This window comes from Streptomyces sp. ALB3 (genome assembly GCF_044385685.1).
In the GTDB taxonomy this organism is placed as follows: domain Bacteria; phylum Actinomycetota; class Actinomycetes; order Streptomycetales; family Streptomycetaceae; genus Streptomyces.
Genome location: NZ_JBISCE010000003.1, coordinates 168,256 through 194,589, shown reverse-complemented (window position 1 = coordinate 194,589; position 26,334 = coordinate 168,256). Strand labels below are relative to the sequence as shown.

The window sequence follows — 26,334 nt, the reverse complement described above, 5'->3', positions numbered from 1 at the left end:
TCCGATCGCCCGGGGTGGGCTGTCCCGGCGGTATGCACGGCGGGTCAGGCCATCCGGGTCCCCATCCTCAGCAACGCCATGTACGTTTCCGACCGTGCCTGCTCTGAAAAAGACCGTAATGACGGTCCTCTCTGCCGCGTTGCTGTCCGTATGCGTCGTCAGTCCCGCCGGGGCGGCCGACAAGGACAAGACCGACGACAAACAGCCGAAGCCGACCGGTCCGATGTCGACCGTGGGCGGCGAGCGGCTGGGCGAGGTGGGCACCCAGGTCGCCCTGGGGCCCGGCGCCCCGGTCCTGCCGAAGGGTCTCAGCGCGCGGTCGTGGATCGTCGCGGACGCGGAGAGCGGTGAGGTGCTCGCGTCCCACAACGCGCACTGGCGGCTGCCGCCCGCCTCCACCCTGAAGATGCTCTTCGCCGACACGGTCCTGCCCGCCCTGCAGCCGAAGACCCTGACCCACCTGGTGACCCAGGACGAACTCTCCGGCATCGGTGAGGGAAGCAGCCTGGTGGGGGTCAAGGAGAACCACCTGTACACGGTCCACGACCTGTGGCTCGGTGTGTTCCTCCGCTCCGGCAACGACGCCGTGCACGTGCTCTCGGAGATGTACGGCGGCGTGCCCGCCACCGTCGCCGCGATGCAGCGTCACGCCGAGGAGCTCCAGGCCCTGGACACCAAGGTCGTCTCGCCCGACGGCTACGACTCCCCGAAGCAGGTCTCCAGCGCGTACGACCTGACCCTGATCGCCCGCAGCGGGATGCAGAAGGCGGATTTCCGCGAGTACGCCGCGACGGCGACGGCGGTGTTCCCCGGCGCGCAGAAGAAGGGCAAGAAGCGGGAGAACTTCGAGATCCAGAACACCAACCGGCTGATCACCGGTGACATCGGGGTGGAGCCGTACAAGGGCATCGCGGGCGTCAAGAACGGCTACACCACCCACGCGGGCAACACGTTCACGGGGATCGCCGAACGCGACGGCAAGGTACTCCTGGTGACGGTCATGAACCCCGAGTCGGAGGAGAGCCACGCCGTCTACAAGGAGGCAGCGGGCCTGCTCGACTGGGGCTTTGCCGCCAGCGGCAAGGTGACACCGGTCGGTGAACTGGTACCGCCGAAGTCCGCGGTGGCGGCGAAGGGCTCCGAAGCAGCCGCGGCGGGCGCGGCCGAGGCGGACAGGAAGAAGCACGCGGCCACGGTCGCCGCGGCAGGCGCCGGCGGCGTGTGGACCGCGCTGTCGGTCGCGGGCGGGCTGCTGGTGGTCCTGGCTGCCGGGGTGTTCCTGGTCAACCGGCGCTGGCCGCTGCCCGACCTGGTGCGCCGCCTCCCCCGTCGCTGACGTCAGGGTCCGCCGGGCCGTTCCCGCCGCTCCTGCTCGGTGTCGCCGTCCAGGCGGCGCACACCAGCAGGAGCTTCGCGCTGAAGTTGATCCACAGGAGGAGCGCGATCGGCACACCGAACGCGCCGTACATGCTCTTGGACGCGACATCCCGCATGTAGCTGCCGAGCAGCAGCTTGAGCAGCTCGAAGCCGACCGCTCCGACCAGTCCGGCCACGACGAGGCGCCGGCGCGGCGGCTCCACCCCGGGCAGCAGGGTCAGCAGGTAGAGCAGGATCAGGAAGTCGGCGAGGACCGCGACTCCCACGGCAGCCGCCTGGAGCAGCACTCCGCCCACACCGGCCTCCGGGATCCCCATGCGGTCGGCCGTCCAGCCGATGGCCGTGGAGGCGACCGTGGACACGACGAGCGTCAGGAGGGCCGCTCCGCCGAGACCGAGGAGCAGTCCGGCGTCCTTGAGCTTGCGGACGACCGGATTCCCCTCGTCCACGTCGTCCTTCTCCCAGACCGCGCGCAGGCAGTCCCTCATCGAGCCGATCCACCCGATGCCGGTGAAGAGGAGCAGCACACCGGCGACGACCCCCACCGTGCCCGCGTTGGCCACGAGGTTGTCGATGCCGAGCTGGTCCGAGATGCCGGGCACCTGGTCGGCGAGCTTCTCCTTGATCTCGTCGAGCTGCTCGGCGGAGAGCAGCGCGGCCCCGACGGCGGCCCCGACCGCGATCAGCGGGAAGAGCGCGAGGAAGCTGAGGAAGGTGATGGCCGCGGCGAGCCTGGTCCAGTGGGCCCGGTCCAGCGTCTCGTAGGAGCGCCAGGCGTGCGTCTGCGTCAACCGCGCGACGAGTGGCCCGATCACGGGGAGTTTCTTCAGCCAGTCCATGACGTACGCGTACCCGTCCGGGCGCGGAAAAGCGGCAGGGGCGGCCTGTCGGCCCTCCAATCACCCATTTCGGTGAGTCCTGTAACAAATCCCTCAAAAGGGTTTTCCTGGACGATACGGTCACGACCATGTCTGTCGACACGGTGTCCTTGTCCGGCTGGGGCCGCACCGCCCCGACGACCGCGCTGCGGTTCCGCCCTCGCACGTACGACGACGCGGCGGCCGTCGTGCGGGGCCGTGGGCCCCGGGGGGTCGTCGCCCGGGGACTGGGCCGCGCGCACGGCGACGCCGCGCAGAACGCGGGCGGCTCGGTGGTCGACATGACCGCACTCGACCGGATCCGCGCGGTCGACTCCGTCGCGGGGACCGTGGTCTGCGAGGCCGGGGTGAGCCTGCACCGCCTGATGGAGACGCTGCTCCCGCTCGGCTGGTTCGTCCCCGTCACCCCCGCGACCCGCCACGTCACCGTCGGCGGAGCGATCGGCTCCGACGTCCACGGCAGGAACCACCGGACCGCGGGATCGTTCGCCCGGCACGTGCGTGCCCTGGAACTGCTGACCGCCGACGGTGAGGTGCGCACGGTGCTCCCGGGCACCGATCTGTTCGACGCGACCGCCGGCGGCATGGGTCTGACCGGAGTCGTCCTCTCCGCCACCCTCTCGCTGCGCCGCGTCACCAGCTCCCTGATGTCGGTCGACACCGCGCGGGCGGGCGACCTGGACGAGGCGCTGGCCCGGCTGGCCGCGTGCGGCGACCGCACCCCGTACGCGGCTGCCTGGATCGACCTGCTGGCGCGCGGAAGGGCGACGGGACGGGCCGTCGTCACGCGCGGGGAGCACGCACCCCTGGACGCGCTCCCTGCGCGCGCTCGGCGCACAGCTCTCACGTTCCGTCCGGGACAGTTGCCCACCGCTCCCGCGCTGGTCCCCGAGGGGCTGCTCGGACGGTCGCCGGCAGCGCTCCTGCACGCGATCCGGTACCACGGCGCCCCCACGTCGCGGGCCGGCGAACTGCAGCGGATCTCCACCTTCCTCCATCCCCTGGACGCCGGACCCCGGTGGAGCGGGCTCCCCGGCCGGGGAGCCCGCGTGCGGTACGAGTTCACCGTCGGACACGGCCAGGCGGAGACCCTGCACCGCATCGTCCGACAGCTCACCGTGCGCCGGTGTCCCGCCTCTGACGCCGTGCTCCAGAGGTTCGGCGACGGCGGCCCCGGCTGGCTCTCCTTCCCGGCGCCCGGCTGGTCCCTCTCCTTCTCGGTGCCCGCCGGCCTGCCCGGCCTGGCCCGCCTGCTCGACGTCCTGGACGAGGAGGTGGCGGCGGCGGGAGGCCGGGTCTGCCTGGCGAAGGACGCGAGGCTGCGGCCCGGCCTGGTGGCCGCGATGTACCCGCGGCTGCCCGAGTTCCGGGCGCTGCGCGAGGCGGTGGACCCGGCAGGGGCCTTCCGGTCCGACCTGTCCCGCCGCCTCGCGCTCTGACCCGTGCCGCGGGGAGGCGCGCGGCCTGGGTGCTCGCCTGGTGACGCCCGTACCGCCCGCGCCCGTCGCGGGCGGGGGACCTCCCCCGTCCGCGAGCGCCCGGCACCCCCACGGGCGCCCTGGCCCCCTGTCCGGTCCCTCGCGGCCTCCCGGGCCGCCCGGTGGCCGCTCCGCCCGCCCGGCCGCCCTTTCCGCCCACCCGCCCCCCGCTCTGTCATCGCGCTAGGAGTTACCCGTGAAGGACGCCTTCGGTGCCCCGCAGTCCCTGCTCGTTCTCGGCGGCACCTCGGAGATCGGCCTGGCCACCGCGCGACGGCTGATCGCCCGGCGCACCCGGACCGTCCGGCTGGCCGGACGGCCGTCCCCCGCCCTGGAACGGGCCGCGGCGGGGCTGCGCGAGCTCGGGGCCGACGTCCGCACCGTCGCCTTCGACGCGCTCGACTCCGCCTCCCACGAGGAGGTGCTCGGCAAGGTCTTCACCGAGGGCGACATCGACATGGTGCTGCTGGCCTTCGGCGTCCTGGGCGACCAGGCGCGCGACGAGGAGGAGCCTCTCTCAGCGGTCCGGGTGGCGCAGACGAACTACACCGGGGCGGTTTCCGCCGGCCTCGTCTGCGCCGGCGCACTCCAGGCACAGGGCCACGGATCGCTGGTGGTGCTCTCCTCGGTGGCCGGCGAACGTGCCCGGCGCGCCGACTTCATCTACGGCTCCAGCAAGGCGGGCCTGGACGCCTTCGCGCAGGGGCTCGGCGACGCGCTGCACGGGACAGGGGTGCATGTGATGGTGGTGCGACCGGGCTTCGTACGGTCACGGATGACGGCCGGACGCGAGGAGGCGCCGCTCGCCACGACCCCGGGCGCCGTCGCGGACGCGATCGTGGCGGGGCTGCGGCGGCGTTCGGAGACCGTCTGGGTGCCCGGGGCGCTGCGGGTGGTGATGTCCGCCCTGCGGCATGTGCCGCGTCCGCTGTTCCGACGGCTGCCGGTGCGGTAGGGCCGCGCGGCACGAGCCGAGGGCTGCGACGAGCCGCGGTCCGGACCGGGACCGCGGCTCGTCGGCGTGTCAGGCTCGGGCCGGTGCGGCGCTCAGGGGTGCAGGGACGGCTGGTCCATGGCGCTGCCGCCCTGGGCCGGTACGGCGGGCGCGCCGTCGCCGCCCCCGAACGGGAACTCGTGGATCTTGCGCCAGACGCCGTCCGCACCCTGTTCGTACAGGGCGAAGGAACCACAGGTCCAGGCCGCCTCGTAGGAGGAGAGCTCCTTGAACGCGCGGTCCATGGCCTCCTCGTCGATCCCGTGCGCCACGGTCACGTGCGGGTGGTACGGGAACTGCAGCTCACGCACCAGGGGGCCGGAGGCCTCCCGCACCCGCTTCTGGAGCCAGGAGCAGGCCGAGGCTCCCTCGACGACCTGGACGTAGACGACCGGCGAGAGCGGGCGGAAGGTGCCCGTGCCGGACAGCCGCATCGGGAAGGGCCGGCCCGCCGTGGCGATCCGGGAGAGGTGCGCCTCGATCGCCGGCAGGTCGGCCGCCTCGGCCTCGGTCGGCGGGAGGAGGGTGACGTGGGTGGGAATGCCGTACGCGGCAGGGTCCCCGAAGCTCGCGCGCCGCTCCTGGAGCAGGCTGCCGTACGGCTCCGGGACCGCGATCGAAACGCCAAGCGTTACGGTCCCCACATCGTTCTCCTCAATCGTCGAAGGTCGTACTTCGGTCGTGCCGACGCCAGTGTGGCCCCTCCGGCCGTGCTCCCGCCAGGGTCCTTGGACTCAGTGCTTCGCAGGCAGAAGGCCCATCCGGTCGTAGGTCCGCGCCAGCGTCTCGGCGGCGACGGCCCTGGCCTTCTCCGCTCCCTTGGCCAGGAGGGCGTCCAGGGTCTCCGGGTCGTCCAGGTACTCCTGGGTCCGGGTCCGGAACGGAGTGACGAACTCCACCATGACCTCGGCGAGGTCGGTCTTGAGCGCGCCGTACCCCTTGCCCTCGTACTTCTGTTCCAGGTCGGGGACGGCGGTGCCGGTGAGGGTGGAGTAGATGCTCAGGAGGTTGCTGACACCGGGCTTCTTCTCCACGTCGTACCTGATCACGGTGTCCGTGTCGGTGACCGCGCTCCTGACCTTCTTCGCGGTGGCCTTCGGGTCGTCGAGCAGGTTGATCAGACCCTTCGGCGTGGACGCCGACTTGCTCATCTTGACCGCCGGGTCCTGCAGGTCGAAGATCTTCGCCGTCTCCTTGAGGATGTACGGCGCCGGGACGGTGAACGTCTGGCCGAAGCGGCCGTTGAAACGCTCGGCGAGATCCCGGGTGAGCTCGATGTGCTGACGCTGGTCCTCGCCGACGGGGACCTGGTTGGCCTGGTACAGCAGGATGTCGGCGACCTGGAGGACCGGGTAGGTGAAGAGGCCCACGGTCGCCCGCTCGGCACCCTGCCTGGCGGACTTGTCCTTGAACTGCGTCATGCGGGACGCCTCACCGAAACCGGTGAGGCAGTTCATGATCCAGCCGAGCTGGGCGTGTTCGGGGACATGGCTCTGGACGAAGAGCGTGCAGCGCTCCGGGTCGAGCCCGGCGGCCAGCAACTGGGCGGCGGCGAGCCGGGTGTTGGCCCGGAGTTGCGCCGGATCCTGCGGCACGGTGATCGCGTGCAGGTCCACCACCATGTAGAAGGCGTCGTGGGACTCCTGCAGCGCCACCCACTGGCGGACCGCGCCGAGGTAGTTGCCGAGGTGGAACGAGCCTGCGGTGGGCTGGATTCCGGAGAGCACGCGGGGTCGGTCAGAGGCCATGAACTCATTGTCTCAGGTGCGGAACCGATCTCCGGCAACCGGTGTGGGAAAGATGCGAGGACGCGGGAAGGGGCTCCACAGGGGAGGTTCCGGGACGCCGCTTCCTTCCGGCCGTGGCTGCTGCGCATCGTGACGAATGAGACGAGAAACACGCTCCGCCCGCCCGGTGGGCGCGGCGTCTCGCCGTCCTCGCGACGGTGCTCGACCCGGCCCTGCTGACGGCGCCCGGGGCATCGGCGGGAGGGCCGGCGAGCGTGCTGCCGGCCCCGTCGAGCGGTGGGACAGCGGCCCTCGTCGCTGGACGGCTCTGGTGGGGACCCGGCAGACCGACGTCACGTGGACGGCGCTCGACGTGCGGCCGTCCAGGACCGATCGGGTCCTCCCCGGCAACAATCCGGTCGCGGTGCGGATCCACACCGCGCCCGAGGTCCCCCGGACGTACCGGGGGCTGTGGCACCGGGCGGCCGAGCGTCGGGAGCTCGTCGACGGCTGAGCGGCGGAGAGGGGCGGCGGACGGGCTCGCGCACCCGGAAGCGGGCACGGACACGGCGGTCGCGGGGCGCGCCGCGCGCGGAAGGTTTCCGGGTCCTGGTTCCGACCGACGATACAAAGTGGGCACACCCCGCCCACGCCGCACGACGAACGGAGATCCCGTGCCGACCACGGACACCGCCATCGCCTCCGCCGAGGCGCACAGCGCGCACAACTACCACCCGCTGCCGGTCGTCGTCGCCTCGGCGGACGGCGCCTGGATGACCGATGTCGAGGGGCGTCGCTATCTCGACATGCTCGCCGGGTACTCGGCGCTCAACTTCGGACACCGCAACCGGCGCCTGGTCGACGCGGCCAAGGCCCAGCTGGATCGCGTCACGCTGACCTCGCGCGCGTTCCACCACGACCGTTTCGCCGAGTTCTGCACGCGGCTCGCCGAGCTCTGCGGCATGGAGATGGTCCTCCCCATGAACACCGGGGCGGAAGCGGTGGAGACGGCGGTGAAGACGGCCCGTAAGTGGGGCTACCGGGTCAAGGGCGTCCCGGACGGGATGGCGAAGATCATCGTCGCGGCCGACAACTTCCACGGCAGGACGACCACGATCGTCAGTTTCTCCACCGACCACGAGGCACGGGACGACTTCGGCCCGTACACGCCGGGGTTCGAGATCGTCCCGTACGGGGATCTGACCGCGCTGTCGGAGGCGATGACGGAGAACACCGTCGCGGTGCTGATGGAACCGATCCAGGGCGAGGCCGGGGTGCTGGTCCCTCCGCCGGGCTATCTCGCCGGGGTGCGGGAGATGACCCGCGAGCGGAACGTGCTGTTCGTGGCGGACGAGATCCAGTCCGGCCTGGGCCGCACGGGCCGGACCTTCGCCTGTGAGCACGAGGGTGTCGTGCCCGACATGTACGTGCTGGGCAAGGCGCTGGGCGGTGGCGTGGTGCCGGTCTCGGCCGTCGTGTCCTCAGCGGCGGTGCTCGGTGTCTTCGGGCCGGGCGAGCACGGATCCACCTTCGGCGGCAATCCGCTGGCGTGCGCGGTGGCGCTGGAGGTGGTCGCGATGCTGCGCACCGGTGAGTTCCAGCAGCGCGCGGCGGAGCTGGGCGACCATCTCCACCACGAGCTGGGGCTGCTGACGGGTGGCGGCACGGTCCGGGCTGTGCGGGGGCGGGGCCTGTGGGCAGGAGTCGACGTCTCCCCGGCTCTCGGCACGGGCCGGGAGATCTCGGAGAAGCTGATGGACCGCGGGGTGCTGGTCAAGGACACCCACGGTTCCACGATCCGGATCGCCCCGCCCCTGGTGATCAGCAAGGAGGACCTCGACTGGGGCCTGGAACAGCTCCGCGGAGTCCTGGCCGGCTGAACCCGGATCGGTGGGGGGTGCGCTCCGTCGCGGCTCAGAGGATGACGTGGGGCAGGAACCGGGCGTACTCGTCCGTGACCAGCCCCGCCGACTCCCGGATGCCGAGACCGGCCGACTCGTTCTCGACCACCCAGGCCCCGAGCACCACGCGGTTGCCGGAGAAGTCGGGCAGGGGCGCCAGCTCCTGGTAGCAGCAGGGCTCGTCGCGCGTCACCGGGGCGCTGCCCGGTTCGTGGACGGTGACCCCGGCACCTTCGCGGCCGAGCAGCGGCTTGGCGACGTAGCCCGCTCCACCGGCGCCGGCCAGCTCGCGGGGGCCGTCGAGATAGGCGGGGAGGAGATTGGGGTGGCCCGGGTACAGCTCCCAGAGGATCGCCAGCAGCGCCTTGTTGGAGAGGAGCATCTTCCAGGCGGGCTCGATCCAGCAGGTGCTGCCCGTGCCGCCGCCGTTGTCGAGGGTGTCCAGCACGTGCGGACCGAAGCGGTCGGTCGTCAGCCATTCCCACGGGTACAGCTTGAAGCAGCTGCGGATGAAGCGGAGCCGCTCGTCGACGAACCGGCGGGACAGCCGGTCCCAGCCGATGCGTTCGACGGAGAGCGCCTCGGTGTCGATCCCGGCCTGCGCGGCGGTCTCCCGCAGGTAGGCCACCGTCATCAGGTCCTCGCCCAGCTCGTCGCCGTCGGAGTGGGCGAAGTGCAGGGGGCCGGGCGGCAGCAGCGGGGCCTGGCGTTTCCACGCGTCGACGAGACGCTCGTGCAGGGAGTTCCACTGGTCGGCGCCGGGGAAGCGGTCCTCCATCCAGAACCACTGGGGGCTGGCGGCCTCCACCAGGGAGGTCGGGGTGTCGGCGTTGTACTCCAGCATCTTGGCCGGGCCGGTGCCGTCGTACCGCAGGTCGAATCTTCCGTACAGGGAGGGGAGTTCGGCGCGACGCCGCCAGGACTCCGCGACCAGGCCGGCCAGCCGGGGGTCGGTGATGCCGAGGTCGGCGAAGCGGTCGTGCTCGACGATGTGCGCGGCGGCGGCCAGACACATCGCGTGGAGCTCCTCCACGACCTCTTCCAGCGCCTCGACCTCGGGCAGCGAGAAGACGTAGTAGGCGCTCTCGTCCCAGTACGGGCGCAGGGAGCCGTCCGGGTAGCGGGTCAGGGGGTAGATCAGCCCCTGCTCCTCGACGGTCTCCTGCCAGCCGGGGCGCGGTTCCGTGGTGCGGCGTTCCATGGGGGACTCAGCCGCCGCTGGAGCCGGAGGAGCCGAATCCGTCACGTTCGACCGCGGACTTGTTGAAGCTGCCGCCGGAGACCCGGTTGTTGTGGCTGCTGCCGCCGTAGTAGTAGCTACCGCTGCCGTCGCTGTCCTCGCACTCGTAGCTAGGCAGGATCTCCTGGGTCACCGGGTCGACGCACCGTTCGTCCGGTTCCGAACTGCAAGCGGTGAGCGTTGCCGCGAGCACTCCCATGCCGCCGAGCACGACGGTGCTCGACCTCAGCTTGCGCCTGTTCATGTCCTGTTCTCCCCCGTCGTACCCACGAGCCGATGTCCGCCGACCCGCGAACTGCCAGTCAGATTAGATGCACGGCTGGCTCGGCTGAAACCCGGTGCCGCCCACTCCTCGCGCATATCCCGACATCCCCGGTCACGGGAGCACCCGGCAGAGTGCGTCCAGCGCCCCCGCCCAGCCGCTCTCCGACGGCGTGCCGTAGCCGATGACCAGTCCTTCACGGCCCGGTTCCGCGTCCTGGTGCCGGAAGCGCGAGAGCCGCTCCAGTGCGAGTCCCTGCCAGGTGGCCGCCTGGACGACGGACGTCTCGGTCCCCTCCGGGAGTTCGAGCACCGCGTGCAGCCCCGCCGCGATGCCGCTCACCCGGAAATCCGGCGTCCGCTCCGCGAGCGCCGCGACGAGCTGGTCGCGGCGGCGCCGGTAGCGCAGCCGCATGGCCCTCACATGCCGGTCGTACGCTCCCGACGCGATGAACTCCGCCAGGGTCAGCTGGTCCGTCGTCCCGGTCATCCACTCGGGACCTCCCTTGGCCTCGCACACCTCCGCCACCAGGTGCTCCGGCAGCACCATCCAGGCCAGTCGGAGTCCTGGGGCCAGCGACTTGCTGGCTGTCCCCATGTAGACCACCCGTTCCGGATCGAGCCCTTGGAGCGCGCCCACCGGTTGCCTGTCGTACCGGAACTCGCCGTCGTAGTCGTCCTCCAGGATCAGGCCGCCCGAGGACCGTGCCCAGTCGACCGCCGCCGCCCGCCGGTCGGGGTGGAGGGGGACGCCCGTGGGGAACTGATGGGCGGGTGTCAGCAGTGCGGCACCCACCCGGTGCATACCGCCGAGCTCCCCCGTCCTGGCCCCGAGCCCGTCCACCGGGAGGCACGGAGTGCCCAGGCCGGCCTTTCCCAGAAGGTCCCAGTGGATGTCCAGCCCGGACGACTCGACGGCCGCCTCCCGGACCCCGCGCCGTGCCAGCACCTTTCCCATCAGGGTGAGCCCGTGGACGAATCCGGAGCAGATCACGATGCGTTCGGGGTCCGCGTGGACCCCGCGCGCCCGCGCCAGATAACCGGCCAGGACGGTTCGCAGTTCGACGCGGCCCTGGGGGTCGTCGTAACCGAAGGCCAGGTCGGGGGCGGCGGTGAGGGCGCGCCTCGACGCCTTGAGCCATTCGGCGCGTGGGAAGGCCGAGACGTCCGGTGACCCCGGCATCAGGCTGTGCGCCGGCCGTGGCCGGACCCGGGACGGCGTACGCCGGGGCTTCGGCCCGGCCGCGTCGGCCCGGCGCGCGACCCTCGTCCCTGATCCCTGCCGAGCGGTGAGCCAGCCCTCGGCGACGAGTTCGGCGTAGGCGTCGGCGACGGTGTTGCGGGCGACACCGAGATCGGCGGCGAGCGTCCGGGAGGAGGGCAGCCGGGTGCCGGGGGTGAGCCGCCCGGTGCGCACCGCCTCCCGCAACGCGTTCATCAGACCGCTGCGCAGGCCCCCGCCGACCGGTTCGATGTGCAGGTCGGCACCGAAAGCGGCCCAGGAATCCGTCATGGAAATGGACCATACCGGTGCGCCATCCAGCCGTTAGCGTCGAACTCATGACCACGCACACACATCACCACACCGCCACCGCCCACGCCCCCGAGCACCCGGCCCGTCTCCAGTGGGCACAGCTCGCCCCCGACGTCTACAAGGCCATGGTCCGACTGGACGCCGCGTCGCGTAAGGGACTCGACCCCACCCTGCTCGAACTGGTGAAGATCCGCGCCTCCCAGCTGAACCACTGCGCCTTCTGCCTGGACATGCACTCCAAGGACGCCCTCGCGGCGGGTGAGTCCGTCGAGCGGATCATCCAGCTCAGCGCCTGGGAGGAGTCGCAGCACTTCTACACGGAGAAGGAGCTGGCGGCGATCCGGCTGACGGAGGCGGTGACGGTCCTGACCGACGGGTTCGTGCCGGACGAGGTCTACGCGGCGGCCGCCGGGCACTTCGAGGAGGCCGAGCTCGCCCAGCTGATCGCCGCGATCACGGTGATCAACGCCTGGAACCGTTTCGGCGTGACCGCACGGCTGGCCCCCGGTCACCACACGCCCGGTGACGTCAAGCACTGAGTGGGCCGATGCGGGGGACGGTCTCCGCCCGCCGTATCCAGTGCGCCGCCCGTCCCCTCTTCCTCCCTGTCCCTCCCCGTCCCGGAGCCCTGATGAACGAGCCCGCGTCCGTCTTCCGCGCCCTGCACCACGGACGTCTTCCGGGTGATCCGCTGGTCCTGCCCGGCCCGTGGGACGCCGCCAGTGCCCGTGTGTTCGAGGACGCCGGATTCCCGGCCCTCGCCACGCCCAGCGCCGGTGTGGCCGCCTCCCTCGGTCACGCCGACGGGCAGACGCCCGCCTCCGAGATGTTCGCGGCGGTGGCCCGCATCGTGCGAGCGGTCTCCGTCCCCGTCTCGGCGGACGTGGAAGCCGGTTACGGCCTGGCACCGGCCGAACTCGTCGACCGCCTCCTGGAAGCCGGAGCGGTCGGCTGCAACCTGGAGGACTCGGCCGACGGCGCCCTCGTGGACGCGCGGCGTCAGGCCGACCGGCTCGCGGAGGTGCGCGCGCTGGCAGGCGGCCACCTCTTCGTCAACGCCCGTGTCGACACGTACGTCCACGGGGGCCCCGCCGCGGCGGGCGTGGAGGCGGAGACGGTCGCCCGAGCCCTGCTCTACGCGGAAGCCGGTGCGGACTGCGTCTATCCGATCATGGCGCCGGCGGACGTCCTCTCCCGCGTGGCCGCCGCCGTCCCGGTCCCGGTCAACGCCCTCGGCGTGCCCGACGGTCCCTCCGGCATCCGCCGGCTGGGGGAACTGGGGGCGTCACGGATCACCTTCGGCCCCCAGCTCCAGCGCAGGGCCGCCGACGCCGTGCGCGATGTCGCCGGCCGGCTGCTCGGCCGCTGACCCCGCAACCGGGGGCGCCCCCGGCAGCGGTGCTGCCGGGGGCGCCCCCGTACGACTGCCGGGCCCGGCCGGCGGCCGGTGACCGGTCAGATCAGGCCGAGCTCGCGGACCGCGTCGCGCTCCTCGGAGAGCTCCCGCACCGACGCGTCGATCCGCGCGCGGGAGAACTCGTTGATGTCCAGGCCCTGGACGATCTCGTACTTCCCGTCCTTCGTGGTGACCGGGAAGGAGGAGATGATGCCCTCGGGAACACCGTAGGAGCCGTCCGACGGGATGCCCATCGACGTCCAGTCGCCCTCGGCGGTGCCGTTGACCCAGGTGTGCACGTGGTCGATGGCGGCGTTGGCGGCCGAGGCAGCCGAGGACGCGCCACGGGCCTCGATGATCGCGGCGCCGCGCTTGGCGACGGTCGGGATGAAGGTGTCGGCCAGCCAGGCCTCGTCGTTGACGACCTCGGCGGCGTTCTTGCCGGCGATCTCCGCGTGGAAGATGTCCGGGTACTGGGTCGCCGAGTGGTTGCCCCAGATCGTCAGCCGCTTGATGTCGGAGACGGCGGCACCGGTCCTGGCCGCAAGCTGCGAGATCGCGCGGTTGTGGTCCAGGCGGGTCATCGCGGTGAAGCGCTCAGCCGGTACGTCCGGGGCGGCGGCCTGCGCGATGAGGGCGTTGGTGTTGGCCGGGTTGCCGACGACGAGGACCTTGATGTCGTCCGCGGCGTTGTCGTTGATGGCCTTGCCCTGCGGCTTGAAGATGCCGCCGTTGGCGGACAGCAGGTCGCCGCGCTCCATGCCCTTCGTGCGCGGGCGCGCGCCGACCAGGAGGGCGACGTTGGCACCGGCGAAGCCGACGTTGGCGTCGTCCGTGATCTCGATGCCGCGCAGCAGCGGGAAGGCGCAGTCGTCGAGTTCCATGGCGGTGCCCTCGGCGGCCTTCATTCCCTGCGGGATCTCGAGGAGTCGCAGGTTGACCGGCACATCCGGGCCGAGCAGGTGGCCGGAGGCGATGCGGAAGAGCAGCGCGTAGCCGATCTGGCCGGCTGCGCCGGTCACGGTGACATTCACGGGAGTGCGGGTCATGGCGATCTCCGTTAGACAGCTGGCGGTGGGGGTCCCTGCCCCTGGTGCTGGACACCTCTGAATCTTGACGTGAAGAGATATCCAGCGGTCAGGCTATCCGACCCTCGCCGCCCGGGCCGCCCGCCCCCCTGTGGGACCGCGCACAGTCCGTTACTCAGCGCAGCCGCTCCTGCCTCACTCCGGCGTGGTGCAGCCCGTGGCACCGGAGGCGAGTGTCGCGCAGGCCCTGGCGTCGGAGGCCTTCTCCACGGCGACCATCGGGGTGTACGCCTCGGCGTCCGCGCGCACCGTACCGGCCTGTTCCGACGCGCCGGACGTGATCCGCACGGTGTCACCGAGGGACGCCCGGGTGAGACGGGCCCACGCCGCGCCGCAGGTCTCGCTGTGGCGGACCTCGACGAGGCCGCCGCCGACCGCCACCCTGGCGACCGTGCCGGCGAACCGGCCGCCGCAGCCCATGGCCTCCGGGTCCCGTCCTGTGCAGTCGGCACCGCCGCACCCGACACCGGCGGGCAGTGCGGGCGCGCGGGTGACGGGCTCCGCGGACGGAGCCGGGGCCGCCGCACCGGCGTCGTCGTCCCCGCCCGGGCCGGTCAGCAGCACGGCCCCCGCCATCAGCGTGAGCGCCCCCACGAGACCCGTGAGGACCAGGAGCACCCGGTTACGGCCGCCCTCGCGCCGCCCACCGGTACCGCCGGCCGTGCGGAGTGGGCCCGTGACGGAGTCCGGCGCGGATCCCGGCTGCGGCGGGACCCGGGGGACCGCCCCGCGCCGGGCCGGCACGGACGGGGGCCGGCCCACCTCGCGCCCCGCTCCCCGGGGCCCCGCGGCGGCGCGGGCTCCCGTACACCCGCGGGCCGTACGCCTGCTCGCCACGGGCGCCGCGGACACACCCGCCTCACCGGGCGCCGTGCGCGCCTGGGAGATCCTGATGGCCTCCATCGTCATGTCGTGCCGCATCTCGGAGCGGCTCCAGGCACGCTCGGCCGGCTCCCACATGGCCGTCAGGTGGTGCTGCGGGGTGCCCGTCACCTCGGCGAGCGCGACGACCGCCCCCTTGGGAGCGAGCAGCCTGCCGTTGAGATAGCGCTCCCACGAGGTCCTGCTGTAGCCCGTGCGGTCGGCGAGGGTGGCCAGGCTCATCCCGCCGCGGTCCACCAGTCGGCGTAGCTGGTACACGAACTCCCGCATCTGCGGATCGAGTTCTTCCGGCAGTGCCTTCCTACGCGGCATTACTTCCCCCCACCCGATTCCCCCGACGCCCCTGCGCGGCCCCCCTGACCCGGCGCCGGGCCCTCCTCCGCCGTCGGGACGGGTGACTCCGTGCTCCGAACCACGCGGAAAGGTGCACCGAGCCAGGATGCCAGTTCCGCGAAGAGGAGCACGGCGCATTCGCCATGAGCGCGGGATCCGTCGTGCGCAGTGGCCCGCACCGCCCGGGCTCCGCCGTTGCGCAACGATCACACAGTGGCGGAATGGTCACCTCCGTGCCACAGGCACCAGGCATCCCTTGAACGCTGTCCTCATGTCCATGACGCTTGTCGCGGGACAGGGCAAGGCCGCGCACGTCGCCGCATCGCGGCGCTTCCCGTGAGGTCGCCCTGTTCAGGTGTCCGTCCCCTCTCGGGGGAGGGGACGGACACCCCTCAGCGGATCGTGAAGTGCACCACGTCCTGAAGGAACGGGACCTTCAGCCACGGTTCGGGCTGCGCCATCAGTGCGAGCAGCACGATCAGCACCCCCATCAGGCCGTACGTGGCCAGATCGGTGAACCGGGACCGCACGGCCAGCATGCCGACGGACGGGACCACCCAGCGCAGCACCGCCCCGGCGAGCAGCGCGACACCCATCAGCATCGCGCCGACCCTGAAGGCCTGGCCGAACGGGTCGGCCGCGACGATCAGCAGCCCGAGCCCCGCGGTGCAGAGCACCGTCAGCAGCGGCCACTGCCGGGCGGGGGCGGGAGCGTCCCCCGGCGCCGCCCGGCCGCCGCCCTCGGGACGCGCGGTGTCACGGGTCAGCGAGAAGCGGCGCGAGGGTTCCCAGGTCGAGCCACTGCCCTCGGCGGCCACCGTGCCACCGTCGGCCGCGTCGGGGACGGGCGCGGACGCCCCGGCCGCCGCGGTCTCCCCCTGCGGCCCCGCGTCCCCCGGCCCCGCGTCCCCCGGCTCACCGGACAGCCGCGCACCCTCGGACCCCTCCGCCGTTCCGGACGTCCCCGCGTGCTCGGCGGGCCCGTCCGCGTGCGTACCGTCCGCCGGACTCGTACCAGCGCCCATGACGTTCCTCCGGTCCGGGTCAGCCGGCGGACGCGGCGGAGGCCCCGGCGGCGCCGCGCTCGGCTGCCTCGACCACGTTGACGAGCAGCTGGGCCCGCGTCATGGGGCCCACGCCGCCCGGGTTCGGGGCGACCCACGCGGCCACCTCCGCCACGCCGGGGTGGACGTCGCCGACGATCTTCCCGTTCTCGTCCCGGCTGACGCCCACGTCCAGCACCGCGGCACCCGGCTTGACGTCCTCGGGCTTGATCAGGTGGGGCACGCCGGCGGCGGCGACGATGATGTCGGCCTGCCTGAGGTGCGCCGAGAGGTCGCGGGTGCCGGTGTGGCACTGGGTGACGGTCGCGTTCTCCGACCTGCGCGTCAGCAGCAGCGGGAGCGGGCGTCCGATGGTGACGCCCCGGCCGACGACGACCACGTGGGCGCCGTTGATCTCCACGCCGTGACGGCGGAGCAGGGTGACGACGCCCTGGGGTGTGCAGGGCAGCGGTCCCTCCTCGTTCAGCACGAGCTTGCCGAGGCTCATCGGGTGCAGCCCGTCCGCGTCCTTCGCCGGGTCCATCAGCTCCAGGATGCGGTTGGTGTCGATCCCCTTGGGCAGCGGGAGCTGCACGATGTAACCGGTGCACTCCGGGTTGGCGTTGAGCTCGCGTACGACCTCCTCGATCTCCTCCTGGGTGGCGGTGTCGGGGAGTTCGCGCTGGATGGAGCCCATGCCGACCTGGGCGCAGTCGCGGTGCTTGCCGTTCACGTACCAGCGGCTGCCCGGGTCGTCGCCGACGAGCAGGGTTCCCAGGCCGGGTGTGATGCCCTGTGCCTTGAGGGCCGCCACGCGGACGGTCAGATCGGACTTGATCGCAGCTGCGGTGGCCTTGCCATCGAGAATCTGGGCAGTCATGACACCCATCCTCGCGGATGACCCCGCCCGCGTACCAATCGTGGCCTGCCACGTGGACGGGAGATTGCACTTGCACAACACTCTGGGCAACCGGCTGGACAAAGAGCGGATGTCACGACGACGATAAGGCCCGCATCACCGCGGACAGTGTCGGGGGGACCACCGTTCAGATCGCGCACGATTCCTCCGTCCGGGCCGCGTCGTCCCCGCACTTCGCAACGGAGGAACCTCGCCATGAGCTTCGGCGACCCCAACAACCCCTACGGCCAGCAGCAGGGCGCGCAGCCGGGCGGGCAGCCGGGCTACGGCTACCCCCAGCAGGCGCCGCAGGGCGTGCCCCAGCAGGGCTACGGCTACCCGCAGGCACCCCCCGTGCAGGGCGGTTACGGCTACCCCGGCGGGCCCACCGAGATGCCCGGCGGTGTGAAGGCCGCCCGCGTCATGCTCTTCGTGATCGCCGGCCTCCAGGTCATCGGCGCGATCTTCGTCGCCCTCGCCGCCGCGGCCGTGAACGCGGCCAAGGAGGACCCGACGCTGAAGGAGGACGTCCAGTTCCAGCAGCTGGCCGACTACTCCGGCGCCGCGCTCTGGGGCATCGTCGTCTTCGCGATCCTGTGGGGCGTCCTCGCCGTCTTCCTCGCCGCCAAGTTCGGCAAGGGCGGCAACGGCGTGCGCATCACGGCCATCGTCTTCGGCGTGATCACCGCGATCCTCGGCATCTACCCGTTCATCGTGATCGGCCTCATCCACACGGTGCTGGCCATCCTGGTCGTCGTCTTCGTGGCGAAGTCCGACGGTGGCGCCTGGTTCAACCGCCAGCAGCAGCCGCAGCACTGACCGCAGCGCACCCGCGCGTGAAGGCCGTGGCACCCGCTCACCAGCGGGTGTGCGGCCTTCAGCCGTTCCCGGGCGCCGGCGTGGTGCGTTCCATCACGACGAAGGAGCCCACCTCCCGGGTGATCCGGTAGCGCGCCTCCGGGTGGAGCTGCTGGGCGTACCTCACCGGGTCGTCGATCGGCCGCGACCAGCCGAAGTCCAGATTGATCGCGACGACGTCGGGTGCGGTGCCGGGGGCGCCCCCGACCCAGTAGACCGTGCGGTCCGCGGTCAGGTGCGCCATCAGCGTGATGTCCGTCTCCACCCGCGCGCCCACGGGTATGGCGTCGAGGGCCGCCTCGGCCGCGTGGGCGCGCGCGTCCGCGCGGTACGTCTCCGGGCGCAGCAGGTCGCGGAGCGGCAGGTGCTGGGTGAGCGCGACGGCGACCGCCGCGGCCACGGGGACGGCGACGTTCGCGTACGAGACGAGCCAGGGCCGCTTCGAAGCCCGGCTGCGGCGGACGCCGTCGGCCATGGCCAGGAAGACCACCGGCATCAGGATCGCGCTGTAGTGCCAGACCATGCCCCAGTGGTTGGAGTCCTGGGAGAGCAGGCGCCACCCGACCGTGGGCAGGACCAGCAGGATCAGGGGTGAGCGCAGCGCCATGAAGGCGGTGATGCCGACCAGGAAGACCAGCATCTCCAGCTTGACGGAGGAGTTGAACACGCCGAGGGCGGAGTCGAGCAGGGAGACCTCCTGCCCGCCGTTCTCCTCGATCTTCTTCCAGTAGTCGTACGTTCCCGCGCTGCTGGCCGCCGGTATGAGCACCAGTACGGTCAGCGCGAACGCGCACACCCCGAAGGCCGCCAGCAGGAAGCCCTGGAACCGCCGCCCGTACAGGGCCAGCAGCCCGCCCACGACGGCCACGGTGATCCCGAGGTCCTCCTTCACGAGCACCAGCGGCAGGGACCACAGGACGACGGCCCGCCAGCGCTCCATGAGCAGGGCACGGCAGACGAGGGCCAGCAGCGGGACGGCGAAGGCTATCTCGTGGAAGTCGGCCTTCACCGCTTCCTGGAGGCCCCAGGACAGCCCGTACGCGACGGTGGCGGCCAGGCCCGAGCGTCCGCCCAGGATCTGCTGGACGGTGCGCCCGACGACGACCGCGGAGGCGGCGAACAGGGCGGCCTGGGCGAACAGCAGGGCGACGGCGGAGGGCCAGATCCAGTAGAGCGGTGCGAGGAGGGCCACCACGGGACTGAAGTGGTCGCCGAGTATCAGATAGCCCGGGCCCTTGATGTCGACGACGGGGGCGTCGAACCCCGCGTACGCGCGCACCTCCTGCTCGAAGATGCCCAGGTCCCAGGAGGGCGACTGGAAGTGGCTGAACCGCAGGTAGCCGTAGAGGAAGTAGAGGGCGCACAGGACCACGGCGGCGATCAGATAGGGCCGCGGCGGCGCCGCGTGCGGCGTCCTGGCGCCGGGCTCCGGGGCCCGCGCCCCGGGCACGCCGGTCTCGCTCTGGTTCAGCTCAAGCACGATGCCCCCGCAACGGAATCCCACACTGGTCACTGCCGGTCGCGCCGGTCCTGCCCCGCTACGGCCCGACAAGGCCATTCATTAGAACAGAGGGGCGACTGGCGTCCGTACGCCGGGACGCGGGGCCGGGCGAGCCCCGGACACGCCGCAGGCCGCACCCCTTCGGGTGCGGCCTGCGGCGGCTGGACGAGCCAGGTGTCAGTGGAAGAAGTGGCGCGTGCCCGTGAAGTACATGGTCACGCCCGCCTTCTGCGCGGCCTCGACGACGAGCTCGTCACGGACCGAGCCGCCCGGCTGGACGACCGCCTTGATACCGGCGGCGGTCAGGATCTCCAGGCCGTCCGGGAAGGGGAAGAAGGCGTCGGACGCGGCGTAGGAGCCGCGGGCCCGCTCCTCGCCGGCCCGCTCCACCGCGAGCTTCGCGGAGTCCACGCGGTTGACCTGGCCCATGCCGACGCCGACCGAGGCGCCGTCCTTGGCGAGGAGGATCGCGTTGGACTTGACGGCGCGGCACGCCTTCCAGGCGAAGGCGAGCTCCCTGAGCTCATCGGCTGTGAGCGCCTCGCCGGTGGCGAGGGTCCAGTTGGCCGGGTCGTCGCCGTCGGCCTGGAGGCGGTCGGTGACCTGGAGCAGGGCGCCGCCGTCGATGGGCTTGACCTCGACCGCGGAGGCCGGGGCCTCGGGGCAGCGCAGCACCCGGATGTTCTTCTTGCGGGCCAGCACCTCGACGGCGCCGTCCTCGTACGCCGGGGCGACGATGACCTCGGTGAAGATGTCGGCGACCTGCTCGGCCATCTCGACGGTCACCGGCCGGTTGACGGCGATGACACCGCCGAAAGCGGACAGCGGGTCGCAGGCGTGCGCGTTGCGGTGCGCGGTCGCGACGTCGTCGGCGACGGCGACGCCGCACGGGTTGGCGTGCTTGATGATCGCGACGCACGGCTCGGCGTGGTCGTAGGCGGCGCGGCGGGCGGCGTCGGTGTCCGTGTAGTTGTTGTAGGACATCTCCTTGCCGTGCAGCTGCTCGGCCTCCGCGAGACCGCCTTCGCCCGAGGTGTAGAGCGCCGCGGGCTGGTGCGGGTTCTCGCCGTAGCGCAGGACGTTCTTGCGCGTGTACGTGTCACCGAGGAACTCGGGGAGACCCGCGTCGTCGGCGGCGTAGCCGGCCGCGAACCAGGAGGCGACCGCGACGTCGTACGCGGCGGTGTGCCGGAAGGCCTCGGCCGCCAGCCGCTTGCGGGCGGTCAGGTCGAAGCCGCCCGCCTTGACCGCCGCGAGGACGTCGGCGTAGCGCTCCGGGCTGGTCACGACCGCCACGGACGGGTGGTTCTTGGCGGCGGCGCGGACCATGGAAGGACCGCCGATGTCGATCTGCTCCACACACTCGTCGTCGGAGGCACCGGAGGCGACGGTCTCCGAGAACGGGTACAGGTTGACGACCACGAGGTCGAACGGCTCCACACCGAGCTCGGCGAGCTGCTCGCGGTGGGTGTCCAGGCGCAGGTCGGCGAGGATGCCGGCGTGCACACGGGGGTGGAGGGTCTTGACGCGGCCGTCGAGGCATTCGGGGAAGCCGGTGAGCTCCTCGACCTTGGTGACCGGGACACCGGCGGCTGCGATCTTCCCGGCGGTGGAGCCGGTGGAAACCAGCTCGACACCCGCCTCGTGCAGACCGCGGGCGAGGTCTTCGAGCCCCGTCTTGTCGTAGACACTGACCAGGGCGCGGCGGATGGGCTTATTCACCGACATGACCGAGATGAACCTTTCGTCCCTCAATGCGATAGCCGTCGCGGGCGAGCCGCCCCACGGCCTCGACGAGCAGCTTGCGCTCGACTTCCTTGATGCGTTCGTGGAGCGCGGCTTCGCCCTCCACGCTTTCCTCTTCGGTCACCTCGACCACGCCCTGCGCGATGATCGGACCGGTGTCGACGCCGTCGTCGACGAAGTGGACGGTGCACCCGGTGACCTTCACGCCGTACGCGAGCGCGTCGCGCACGCCGTGGGCACCGGGAAAGCTGGGGAGCAGGGCGGGGTGGGTGTTGACGACACGGCCGCCGAACGCGGCCAGGAAGTCCTTGCCCACGATCTTCATGAACCCGGCGGACACGACGAGGTCGGGGCGGTGCGCCGCCACGGCCGCCGTCAGGGCCGCGTCCCACTCGTCGCGGTTCGCGTACGCGCCGAGCCTGCACACGAAGGTGGGAAGGCCGGCCCGCTCGGCACGTTCGAGGCCGACGGTGCCGTGGCGGTCCGCGCCGACCGCCACGATCCGGGCGCCGTACCCCTCGGGGTCGTCACCGATCGCGTCGAGGAGTGCCTGGAGGTTCGTGCCCGAACCGGACACGAGGACGACCACACGGGCCGGAGCGGCAGAGGGGGGCGGGGAGGCCACGGCAGGGCCCTTTCTCGCGCGGTGCAGCAGGTACGCGATGTACAGGAGGTGCGTTTGTATGGTCGTACGAAAGAAGCTCGTCCCGGGATACGGGGAACTCTACGAACGGTCCGACCGTCAGCAACGATACCGGCACACCCGGCGGCCCCCACGGGACGGGGGCGTGACCGGGAGGTAGCGTCAGGGGACAGGGAACCGCCCCCGGGCGGAAATGACGAGATGGGGAAGACGTTCACCACATGCCGGACCGCCTCCGCACCGCCCTTGGCCACCCGCTGCCCGAGCGGGCCTCCACGCTGATGCGGGAACGCCAGTCCTCATCGCCGGACTCCTCGCCGGGTTCGGGTTCCCCGTCGGGTTCGGGTTCCCCGTCGGGACCGGTATCGCCCCGTGGACCGGGCTCGTCGTCCGGGTCGTCCGGGTCGTCCGACGACAATCCGTTCGCGGCCCCGCCCGAGGACCGGCCCGACCAGCCCTGGCAGCCCCGCCGTCCTTCCCACGCGCCGGGAAACCAGGGCAACGGCGGGAACGGCGACAGCGGCGACGGTCCTTCCGACGACCGCCCGGTCTGGGGCAGCCAGTGGAGCGACCGGCAGCCGGGCCGCCAGGGCGGCGGGTTCGGCGGCCGCCCCGGCGGCACCGGCGGTCCGGGCGCCCAGGGAGGCGGCCCCGGGGGCAGCCCCGGCGGGCTGCGCTGGGACCCCACCGACCCCGCGCAGCGGCGCGCACGCTACGCGGTGCTGGGCGGGATGTGGGCCTTCTTCTTCGCCCTCTTCGACTTCCCCGAGATCGCCATGCTTCTCGGCGCCCTCGCCGTGTACTGGTCGGTCAGCGCCCTCCGCGGGGGTCCGCCCAAGGCCCAGGAGCCGGGCTCGCGTGCGGCCGTGGCCTCCGGCACGAGCGGCTCGGACCACCCCACGGCGCCTCAGGCGCCGGGGGCCGTGCCCGGCTCCGCCGCCGGCGCCCAGCAGAGCGGCAGCCGACAGCAGACGACCGCGGCTGTCAGCGGTCTGGTGACGGCGCTGCTGGCTCTCGCGATCGTGGCCACCGGTTACACGGTCCAGCTGGTCTACCGCGACTACTACACGTGCGTGAACGACGCCCTCACCAAGTCCGGTGCCGTCGCCTGCAACAAGAAGCTGCCCGACCCGCTGGAGCCCTTCTTCGGCGTGAAGAAGTAACTACTCCCCCTACCGGCCCGCTCCCTCAGGGAGTCTCGGTCTCCCGGCCGGGTTCCGAGTGCCCCTGGGCATCCGGGGCCCGGCCGGCCGGCGTACCGGACCCGGCAGCGGGGGCGTTTCCAGGAGTGGGGGCGGATGCGGCGGGCGAGGGACCGGCCTCCGACGGGGGCGAGGCGGCAGGCGCCGGGTGCCCGGGCGCCTGTGTGGGTGCGGGTGCCGAGGGCGGGGGCGACTGTGACGCGGCAGGCGCCGGGTGCCCGGGCGCCGGGGCCGGGGGCGCCCCGGGCGCGGACGCCGGTGCCGGTGCGGGTGCCGAGACCGGCGCCGGCCCGGGCGCGGACGCCGGTGCCGGTGCGGGCATCGGCGGCCCCGGTTCTGCCGCCGTCCGCTCCTCCGCCGGGAAGTCGGCCATCAGCCCGCCCGACGCCTTCTTGAGCTTGGCCCAGCGTGCCTCCCTCGCCCCTTCCTCGTGCCACGGATCGGCCGAGAGGAAGTCGTAAGGCTCCGCGTCCCCACTCGTCTCCCCGGGCTCCTTCCCGGCAACGGGATCCGGCTCAGGACCCGGTGGCGTCACCGCCGTCCCGCCGGTCGCCGAGTCCCGCCGCCATCCCCACCGGTGCTCCCTCAGCCGCCACGCCCGCAGCAGCAGCGCCGCCGGTACGCCGATGACGGCGGACCACGCGAGTGCGGCCGGGCCCACCATCCACCACACGGGTCCGAACTCCGCCAGGGCCCCGGTACCCAGCGGGCCGCCCGACACCGCCGCCAGGGCCGCCGCGCCGGTACCGCAGCCCACGGCGGCAAGGGCCGCCACCAGCGCGGTCCGTCCCTGGCCCCACGCCTCCTCGCGACTTCCGCGAACCGGAGCCGCCCCCCGTGCGACGACACGCCCGAGGACGACGGCGGCCACGACCGGCACCGCGGCTGCCGCCCAGTTCGCCGGCGTCCCCGGGCCGTGGGACGGCACCGCCGCGAGCAGCGGGAAGTCCGGCAGCGCGGGCGGGCCGGTGAAGGCGAGCGGGGTGGCCATGGACGCCGTACCGACGGCGAAGCCGGGCCCGAGGCCGTAGGCGGCACCCCACACCGCCGCGTTCGGGACGAGCGCCGCCGCCAGCAGAAGGACGGAGATCCGGCCGGCCCAGTCGCCGGAGAGCCCCAGGAACGACTCCCTCGCCGGCCCCGCGTGCCACGCCAGCGCCAGCGCGACCAGCAACGCCCCGCCGCACAGCAGCGCGAGCACCCCGGCGGCGGCCGACCGCAGGACCACACCGGTCCCGGACCGGAACCGGGAGCGGGCGGCTGCCTCCTGCAGCCTCAGCGGGGCCCGGACGAGAAGCGGACCGAGTGGCCGCCCGCACGCCGCCCATGCCCCAGCGGCTGCCGCCCCGGTCACCACGAGCGTCACCGGGAAGACGATCGAGGCGCGGTCGGCCGGCAGCACTCCGCCCCGCGCGTACGCCGCGGCGCCCACCACCACCAGCAGGTATCCCGCGCTGACCGCCCAGAACGCGCCGGCTGCCGGGGAACCGCCCGGCACCTGCCCGCCGGTGTCCGAGGAGTCCCGGGCGGCCCGGTACACCAGCCACACCGGCACCACCACGAGCAGGAGCGGGACGATCGCCACGGGCGCGGTCTGCCCTCCCGCGGTGTCCGCTCTGACGAGTTCGGCACCGTGAGCGAGCAGCCAGAGCCCGGCTGCCACCCGGAGGGCTCCGCCCGGCCCGCTGTCGGGGTACGGGGAGCTGATCCACAACAGCATGACGAGGACGGCCAGCGAGCCGAGCCCCAGCCCCGCCGCGAGCGCCCCGCGCACGAAGGCGGAGGCCATCGCGGCGGACCTGTTCCGCTCGGCCGGCAACATCGGGCTGCGCTCGGTCACTTGGGTCACGCGGCCATGCTGCCAACGACACGCGCTTATGTCGCGTAACGGGGTAATGGTCGTGGTGTCGCTCAATATACGTTTATGTACTTTTTCACCCAGTGCAGTGTCATCGGGGACACCGGGGACGGAGGCCGGACATGACGCGAAGCAACACCGGTCCGGCCCCCGCCGCCCCGTTGCCCTCCCCCGAGGAGCGCCGCAGGCTGCGTGAGGCCATGGCGCTGAGCGAGGAGGAGGTCGCGAGGGCCGTGGGGGTCACGTCTGCCACCGTCCGGTCCTGGGAGACGGGGCGCACCAGCCCCAAGGGCCGTCGGCGCACCGCCTACGCCGGACTGATCGGCGTCGCCGGACACGCCTCGGCACCTCCCCCGTCCGTCGAAGCCACCGGGAGCAGCATGACGCCCCAGACCGAGACCGAGACCGGGACCGGCACCGACGCCGGGATCCGGGCCGCTCCCCCGCCGGGGGAGTCCGAGGAGTCCCGCGCCACCGGGGCGCTCACGCCCGCGGCCCCCGCTCCGGAAGTACCGGCGCCCGCGGCCCACACACCGGAGCTGTCCGCGCCGGACAAAGGGGGGCCGGACGGAGGGGGCCCGGAGGGAGGGGGACCGGAAGGATCTGGGCCGGATGTGCCGGTGCCGGTGGAGTCCGAGCGTGCCGTACAGCGCCCGGAGGGCCTCACCGCCGAGGAGGCGTTCGATGTCCTGTACGGCCGGACCGCCCTGGGCCTCACCCGCCAGATGTATCTGCTGACCGGCCGTCGCGGGCTGTCGCGGGAAGCCGTCGAGCACGCCTTCAGGGTCACCTGGCAGCGGTGGCCCGAGGTGGCCAGGGACCGTGACCCGGCGGGCTGGGTGCGGGCGGTGTCGTACGAGTACGCGATGTCGCCCTGGCACCGGTTGCGCCGTAGGCACCGCCGGGCCGACCCGCTGCCCGACGACCCGGCGCTGGGCGCCCTGCTCGACGCGCTGCTGGACCTTCCGCCCTCGTACCGCCGGACGCTGCTGCTCCACGACGGCGTGGGCCTCGGGCTGCCGGACACGGCCGCGGAGACGGAGGCGAGTACGCCCGCCGCGGCGAGCAGACTGCTGAACGCGCGGGCCGCCGTCGCGGAGCGGGTGCCCGAGCCGCCGGAGCCCCGGGCCCCCGCCGGCCGGCCCCCGCTTCAGGAGCGGCTCCGCGCGCTCGCCCTCGCCGAAGAGGTCCCGGCGCCGCCACCGGCCCCGGTGGTCCGCGCGGGCAGCGAGCGCGTCGCGGAGCTGTGGACCCGGGCGGCACTCTGCTTGGGGGCGCTGCTCGTCAGCTCGACCGCGTTCACGCTGCACACCGCCCCCACCCGGTACGAGCAGCCGCTGGCACCCGCCGCGCGCGTCGGCGGCGTCCCCCCGCTGGGCGGGCCTCAGAAGCTGACGCCTCAGGACCTGGAACTGCAGAAGTCGCTGCGGAGCGAGCTGACGCACGGCCCGGAACGCCTGGTCCCACGGATTCCGTGAGCGGCCGGGCGACAGAAA

24 protein-coding genes are annotated in these 26,334 nt (G+C 72.7%); 10 read left to right on the top strand and 14 right to left on the bottom strand.

The features are described 5' to 3' along the window. Window positions 1–94 precede the first annotated feature (94 nt). Window positions 95–1,336 carry a D-alanyl-D-alanine carboxypeptidase family protein gene (locus tag ACHFIV_RS02755; RefSeq protein WP_398962894.1) on the top strand — a complete coding sequence of 414 codons (1,242 nt, stop codon included), beginning with the start codon at window positions 95–97 and terminating at the stop codon, window positions 1,334–1,336. On the opposite strand, the gene ACHFIV_RS02750 is transcribed toward ACHFIV_RS02755, so the two are convergent. Further along, window positions 1,284–2,216 (bottom strand): YihY/virulence factor BrkB family protein, encoded by a 933-nt coding sequence (locus ACHFIV_RS02750; RefSeq protein WP_398962891.1) that lies wholly within the window; start codon window positions 2,214–2,216, stop codon window positions 1,284–1,286. The two genes, ACHFIV_RS02755 and ACHFIV_RS02750, sit on opposite strands and share 53 nt — an antisense overlap. Before the next feature lie 128 nt (window positions 2,217–2,344). Between ACHFIV_RS02750 and ACHFIV_RS02745 the strand changes: the two genes are divergently transcribed. Continuing rightward, window positions 2,345–3,694 carry an FAD-binding oxidoreductase gene (locus ACHFIV_RS02745; RefSeq protein ID WP_398962888.1) on the top strand — a complete coding sequence of 450 codons (1,350 nt, stop codon included), beginning with the start codon at window positions 2,345–2,347 and terminating at the stop codon, window positions 3,692–3,694. A 235-nt stretch (window positions 3,695–3,929) separates the two neighbouring features. Beyond that, complete coding sequence (locus ACHFIV_RS02740; protein ID WP_398962885.1) at window positions 3,930–4,688, top strand: decaprenylphospho-beta-D-erythro-pentofuranosid-2-ulose 2-reductase; 759 nt, start codon at window positions 3,930–3,932, stop codon at window positions 4,686–4,688. A gap of 92 nt (window positions 4,689–4,780) precedes the next feature. Here the strand turns inward: ACHFIV_RS02740 and ACHFIV_RS02735 are convergent, their stop codons facing one another. Further along, on the bottom strand, window positions 4,781–5,371 hold the full coding sequence (locus ACHFIV_RS02735) for a 2'-5' RNA ligase family protein (protein ID WP_398962883.1): 591 nt from the start codon (window positions 5,369–5,371) through the stop codon (window positions 4,781–4,783). A 90-nt stretch (window positions 5,372–5,461) separates the two neighbouring features. Further along, on the bottom strand, window positions 5,462–6,475 hold the full coding sequence (trpS, locus tag ACHFIV_RS02730) for a tryptophan--tRNA ligase (protein WP_398962881.1): 1,014 nt from the start codon (window positions 6,473–6,475) through the stop codon (window positions 5,462–5,464). Between the two features lie 310 nt (window positions 6,476–6,785). Here trpS and ACHFIV_RS02725 point away from each other — a divergent pair, with 310 nt between their 5' ends. Beyond that, window positions 6,786–6,968 carry a hypothetical protein gene (locus ACHFIV_RS02725; protein WP_398962879.1) on the top strand — a complete coding sequence of 61 codons (183 nt, stop codon included), beginning with the start codon at window positions 6,786–6,788 and terminating at the stop codon, window positions 6,966–6,968. A gap of 160 nt (window positions 6,969–7,128) precedes the next feature. Continuing rightward, a complete protein-coding gene (gene rocD / locus ACHFIV_RS02720; protein WP_398962876.1) occupies window positions 7,129–8,334 on the top strand; it encodes an ornithine--oxo-acid transaminase in 1,206 nt (401 codons plus the stop codon). Between the two features lie 34 nt (window positions 8,335–8,368). Here the strand turns inward: rocD and ACHFIV_RS02715 are convergent, their stop codons facing one another. The 3 genes from ACHFIV_RS02715 to pdxR all read right to left on the bottom strand — a co-directional run bounded on the left by ACHFIV_RS02715 (window position 8,369) and on the right by pdxR (window position 11,369). Further along, entirely contained in the window at window positions 8,369–9,556 is a 1,188-nt protein-coding gene (locus ACHFIV_RS02715) for a glutathionylspermidine synthase family protein (protein WP_398962873.1), read from the bottom strand. 7 nt (window positions 9,557–9,563) lie between these two features. Further along, window positions 9,564–9,839: a hypothetical protein gene (locus ACHFIV_RS02710; protein ID WP_398962870.1), complete on the bottom strand. Its 276-nt coding sequence runs from the start codon at window positions 9,837–9,839 to the stop codon at window positions 9,564–9,566. 132 nt (window positions 9,840–9,971) lie between these two features. Next, a complete protein-coding gene (pdxR, locus tag ACHFIV_RS02705; protein ID WP_398962868.1) occupies window positions 9,972–11,369 on the bottom strand; it encodes a MocR-like pyridoxine biosynthesis transcription factor PdxR in 1,398 nt (465 codons plus the stop codon). A gap of 47 nt (window positions 11,370–11,416) precedes the next feature. On the opposite strand from pdxR, the gene ACHFIV_RS02700 reads away from it, so the two are divergent. Then, window positions 11,417–11,929 (top strand): carboxymuconolactone decarboxylase family protein, encoded by a 513-nt coding sequence (locus ACHFIV_RS02700; RefSeq protein ID WP_398962865.1) that lies wholly within the window; start codon window positions 11,417–11,419, stop codon window positions 11,927–11,929. A 92-nt stretch (window positions 11,930–12,021) separates the two neighbouring features. Next, a complete protein-coding gene (locus ACHFIV_RS02695) occupies window positions 12,022–12,759 on the top strand; it encodes an isocitrate lyase/phosphoenolpyruvate mutase family protein (RefSeq protein WP_398962862.1) in 738 nt (245 codons plus the stop codon). 86 nt (window positions 12,760–12,845) lie between these two features. On the opposite strand, the gene ACHFIV_RS02690 is transcribed toward ACHFIV_RS02695, so the two are convergent. The 4 genes from ACHFIV_RS02690 to ACHFIV_RS02675 all read right to left on the bottom strand — a co-directional run bounded on the left by ACHFIV_RS02690 (window position 12,846) and on the right by ACHFIV_RS02675 (window position 17,012). Further along, a complete protein-coding gene (locus tag ACHFIV_RS02690; RefSeq protein WP_398962859.1) occupies window positions 12,846–13,835 on the bottom strand; it encodes a malate dehydrogenase in 990 nt (329 codons plus the stop codon). Window positions 13,836–14,009: 174 nt separating this feature from the next. Continuing rightward, a complete protein-coding gene (locus tag ACHFIV_RS02685; protein ID WP_398962856.1) occupies window positions 14,010–15,068 on the bottom strand; it encodes a helix-turn-helix domain-containing protein in 1,059 nt (352 codons plus the stop codon). 413 nt (window positions 15,069–15,481) lie between these two features. Then, window positions 15,482–16,114, bottom strand: a complete 633-nt coding sequence (locus ACHFIV_RS02680) for a DUF3017 domain-containing protein (protein ID WP_398962853.1) — start codon at window positions 16,112–16,114, stop codon at window positions 15,482–15,484. Window positions 16,115–16,133: 19 nt separating this feature from the next. Beyond that, a complete protein-coding gene (locus tag ACHFIV_RS02675; protein WP_398962851.1) occupies window positions 16,134–17,012 on the bottom strand; it encodes a bifunctional methylenetetrahydrofolate dehydrogenase/methenyltetrahydrofolate cyclohydrolase in 879 nt (292 codons plus the stop codon). Between the two features lie 234 nt (window positions 17,013–17,246). Between ACHFIV_RS02675 and ACHFIV_RS02670 the strand changes: the two genes are divergently transcribed. After that, complete coding sequence (locus ACHFIV_RS02670) at window positions 17,247–17,849, top strand: hypothetical protein (protein ID WP_398962848.1); 603 nt, start codon at window positions 17,247–17,249, stop codon at window positions 17,847–17,849. A 58-nt stretch (window positions 17,850–17,907) separates the two neighbouring features. On the opposite strand, the gene ACHFIV_RS02665 is transcribed toward ACHFIV_RS02670, so the two are convergent. The 3 genes from ACHFIV_RS02665 to purN all read right to left on the bottom strand — a co-directional run bounded on the left by ACHFIV_RS02665 (window position 17,908) and on the right by purN (window position 21,760). Continuing rightward, window positions 17,908–19,368 carry a DUF2079 domain-containing protein gene (locus tag ACHFIV_RS02665; RefSeq protein WP_398962845.1) on the bottom strand — a complete coding sequence of 487 codons (1,461 nt, stop codon included), beginning with the start codon at window positions 19,366–19,368 and terminating at the stop codon, window positions 17,908–17,910. A gap of 198 nt (window positions 19,369–19,566) precedes the next feature. Further along, complete coding sequence (purH, locus tag ACHFIV_RS02660) at window positions 19,567–21,117, bottom strand: bifunctional phosphoribosylaminoimidazolecarboxamide formyltransferase/IMP cyclohydrolase (protein WP_398962843.1); 1,551 nt, start codon at window positions 21,115–21,117, stop codon at window positions 19,567–19,569. After that, the gene (gene purN / locus ACHFIV_RS02655; protein ID WP_398962841.1) at window positions 21,104–21,760 is read right to left on the bottom strand and encodes a phosphoribosylglycinamide formyltransferase; all 657 of its coding nucleotides are present in this window, start codon (window positions 21,758–21,760) and stop codon (window positions 21,104–21,106) included. Before purN ends, purH begins: the two co-directional genes overlap by 14 nt. A gap of 239 nt (window positions 21,761–21,999) precedes the next feature. Here purN and ACHFIV_RS02650 point away from each other — a divergent pair, with 239 nt between their 5' ends. Beyond that, window positions 22,000–22,941: a hypothetical protein gene (locus ACHFIV_RS02650; RefSeq protein WP_398962838.1), complete on the top strand. Its 942-nt coding sequence runs from the start codon at window positions 22,000–22,002 to the stop codon at window positions 22,939–22,941. Window positions 22,942–22,966: 25 nt separating this feature from the next. On the opposite strand, the gene ACHFIV_RS02645 is transcribed toward ACHFIV_RS02650, so the two are convergent. Further along, window positions 22,967–24,820: a cell division protein PerM gene (locus tag ACHFIV_RS02645; RefSeq protein WP_398964171.1), complete on the bottom strand. Its 1,854-nt coding sequence runs from the start codon at window positions 24,818–24,820 to the stop codon at window positions 22,967–22,969. Between the two features lie 140 nt (window positions 24,821–24,960). Between ACHFIV_RS02645 and ACHFIV_RS02640 the strand changes: the two genes are divergently transcribed. Further along, on the top strand, window positions 24,961–26,316 hold the full coding sequence (locus ACHFIV_RS02640) for a helix-turn-helix domain-containing protein (protein ID WP_398962835.1): 1,356 nt from the start codon (window positions 24,961–24,963) through the stop codon (window positions 26,314–26,316). Window positions 26,317–26,334: the final 18 nt, after the last annotated feature.

Excerpts from the sequence above, each read along its gene's own strand:
- pdxR (WP_398962868.1), bottom strand. The coding sequence starts at position 11,369 with ATGACGGATTCCTGGGCCGCTTTCGGTGCCGACCTGCACATCGAACCG.
- ACHFIV_RS02710 (WP_398962870.1), bottom strand. The coding sequence starts at position 9,839 with ATGAACAGGCGCAAGCTGAGGTCGAGCACCGTCGTGCTCGGCGGCATG.
- ACHFIV_RS02640 (WP_398962835.1), top strand. The coding sequence starts at position 24,961 with ATGACGCGAAGCAACACCGGTCCGGCCCCCGCCGCCCCGTTGCCCTCC.
- ACHFIV_RS02715 (WP_398962873.1), bottom strand. The coding sequence starts at position 9,556 with ATGGAACGCCGCACCACGGAACCGCGCCCCGGCTGGCAGGAGACCGTC.
- ACHFIV_RS02685 (WP_398962856.1), bottom strand. The coding sequence starts at position 15,068 with ATGCCGCGTAGGAAGGCACTGCCGGAAGAACTCGATCCGCAGATGCGG.
- ACHFIV_RS02700 (WP_398962865.1), top strand. The coding sequence starts at position 11,417 with ATGACCACGCACACACATCACCACACCGCCACCGCCCACGCCCCCGAG.
- trpS (WP_398962881.1), bottom strand. The coding sequence starts at position 6,475 with ATGGCCTCTGACCGACCCCGCGTGCTCTCCGGAATCCAGCCCACCGCA.
- ACHFIV_RS02670 (WP_398962848.1), top strand. The coding sequence starts at position 17,247 with ATGAGCTTCGGCGACCCCAACAACCCCTACGGCCAGCAGCAGGGCGCG.
- ACHFIV_RS02750 (WP_398962891.1), bottom strand. The coding sequence starts at position 2,216 with ATGGACTGGCTGAAGAAACTCCCCGTGATCGGGCCACTCGTCGCGCGG.
- ACHFIV_RS02745 (WP_398962888.1), top strand. The coding sequence starts at position 2,345 with ATGTCTGTCGACACGGTGTCCTTGTCCGGCTGGGGCCGCACCGCCCCG.
- ACHFIV_RS02675 (WP_398962851.1), bottom strand. The coding sequence starts at position 17,012 with ATGACTGCCCAGATTCTCGATGGCAAGGCCACCGCAGCTGCGATCAAG.
- ACHFIV_RS02680 (WP_398962853.1), bottom strand. The coding sequence starts at position 16,114 with ATGGGCGCTGGTACGAGTCCGGCGGACGGTACGCACGCGGACGGGCCC.
- purH (WP_398962843.1), bottom strand. The coding sequence starts at position 21,117 with ATGTCGGTGAATAAGCCCATCCGCCGCGCCCTGGTCAGTGTCTACGAC.
- ACHFIV_RS02650 (WP_398962838.1), top strand. The coding sequence starts at position 22,000 with ATGCCGGACCGCCTCCGCACCGCCCTTGGCCACCCGCTGCCCGAGCGG.
- ACHFIV_RS02690 (WP_398962859.1), bottom strand. The coding sequence starts at position 13,835 with ATGACCCGCACTCCCGTGAATGTCACCGTGACCGGCGCAGCCGGCCAG.
- ACHFIV_RS02695 (WP_398962862.1), top strand. The coding sequence starts at position 12,022 with ATGAACGAGCCCGCGTCCGTCTTCCGCGCCCTGCACCACGGACGTCTT.